Annotated in this window: 1 protein-coding gene; it reads left to right on the forward strand. The window is 43.1% G+C overall.

Annotated elements, in window-relative coordinates:
* Positions 1 to 423 precede the first annotated feature (423 nt).
* Entirely contained in the window at positions 424 to 1,680 is a 1,257-nt protein-coding gene (gene glyA, locus ACS8FD_RS13360; protein ID WP_439262825.1) for a serine hydroxymethyltransferase, read from the forward strand.
* Positions 1,681 to 1,980 lie beyond the last annotated feature (300 nt).

Consider the following 1,980-nt stretch of genomic DNA (forward strand, 5'->3'; position numbering starts at 1 on the left):
GTTTAACTGACGATGGGTGGCAACGTCAAACGTGTTATGACTGGTATAGACGTAAATTACTGATTAGTGAAACCTTTTTATCAGCATTTTTGTCTAGTGATGCTTGAGGGTTTTTAATAATCGTAGGTTTGCTAGATAAACATTGCTAGATATGACGTATTTAACATGTGCTGGCATGTATTAAGATAAGAAAAACGCTTATTTTGTTGGCCATTTATTTACGCTATAAAACCATCTAATTCGCTTAGCTTAAGGTAAGGGTTTTTTGCGCTCATAACATAAAATTTCATGTTACACTTGCCCATAGCGATACGCTAAGTGCAGAAGTACATCAAAACTTGTTGCTGATATCGAGGCGCCGACTCTAGGCTTCTTTTTTCTAACAACGCCTTTTTAATAATAGTCAATACGTAGGACATACATATGTTTAAAGATATATCTATCAAGGATTTTGATCCAGAACTTTCAAAAGCCATGGAAGCTGAAAGTGTACGTCAAGAAAACCATATTGAGCTTATTGCGTCAGAAAACTATTGCTCGCAAGCTGTGATGGAAGCGCAAGGTACAGATCTCACCAATAAATACGCCGAAGGCTATCCTGGCAAGCGTTATTACGGTGGCTGTGAGCACGTCGATGTCGTTGAGCAATTGGCTATTGATCGTGCAAAAGAGTTGTTCGGTGCTGAATATGTCAACGTACAGCCGCATTCAGGTAGTCAAGCAAACTCAGCCGTCTTTTTAGCATTGCTTGAGCCTAACGACACGGTACTAGGCATGAGCCTAGACGCGGGTGGTCACTTGACGCATGGCGCGCATATTAACTTTTCAGGCCTTAACTACAACGCCGTACAGTACGGCTTGGTCGAGGGCACTGGCCTTATCGATTATGATGAAGTTGAGCGTTTGGCAAAAGAGCATAAGCCTAAAATGATTATTGCTGGTTTTTCAGCATACTCACAGGTTGTAGATTGGGAACGTTTCCGTGAAATCGCCGACGAAGTAGGCGCGTATTTACTAGTAGATATGGCACACGTGGCTGGTCTTATCGCTGGTGGCGTTTACCCAAGCCCAGTACCATTTGCTGATGTAGTCACTACGACAACGCACAAAACCTTACGTGGCCCGCGTTCAGGTATGATCTTGGCTCGCGATGAGAAGCTGGCGAAAAAGCTCAATTCTGCGGTATTCCCAGGCAACCAAGGTGGTCCATTGATGCATGTAATCGCGGGCAAAGCGATTTGCTTTAAAGAGGCGCTAGAAGACAACTTCAAAACCTATCAGCAGCAAGTCGTCAAAAACGCCCAAGCGATGGCTAAAGTTATCCAAGAGCGTGGTTATGAAATCATCTCTGGTGGTACTGAAAACCATCTAATGCTGATTAGCTTGGTTAAGCAAGAAATGACGGGTAAAGAAGCGGATAAATGGCTTGGCGATGCGCATATCACTGTCAATAAAAACGCTGTACCAAATGATCCAAAATCTCCGTTTGTCACCTCTGGTATCCGTATCGGTACGCCAGCGATTACTACACGTGGTTTTAACGAAGCGCAAGCTAGTGATTTGGCTGGCTGGATTTGTGATGTTCTAGATAGCCGCGGTGATGAAAAAGTCTTGGCCGATGTACGTGACAAAGTAGAAGCCATCTGTAAAGAGCTACCAGTTTACGAAAAAAACCAGTAAGCCAGTTCTCTTAATTTAGCCAGCGCTTATTAGTCGTTGGATAAAAAAAACCGCTCAGCTTAGGCTGAGCGGTTTTTTCTTGTTATAAAAAAGTCTGTCTTTTTATGCTTAAGGTTATGAGTAACTGACAGCCTTGTTATAGCTAAATTTCCAGTCGTGATTTTGGAACATTGATGGTTTGGTCATAGTATTCAGAATTATAGTACACGGAGATTAGGCAGCCAACGTATCAGCCATGCCAAACACATCAACCACCGAGCTGATTTAAGGCCAACGCCAATATCAGGCCAACACTCGCAC

The sequence above is a fragment of the Psychrobacter sp. 1U2 genome (assembly GCF_051847575.1).

Bases quoted from the DNA above. Each gene is read 5' to 3' on its own strand.
- glyA (WP_439262825.1), top strand. From the start codon at position 424: ATGTTTAAAGATATATCTATCAAGGATTTTGATCCAGAACTTTCAAAA.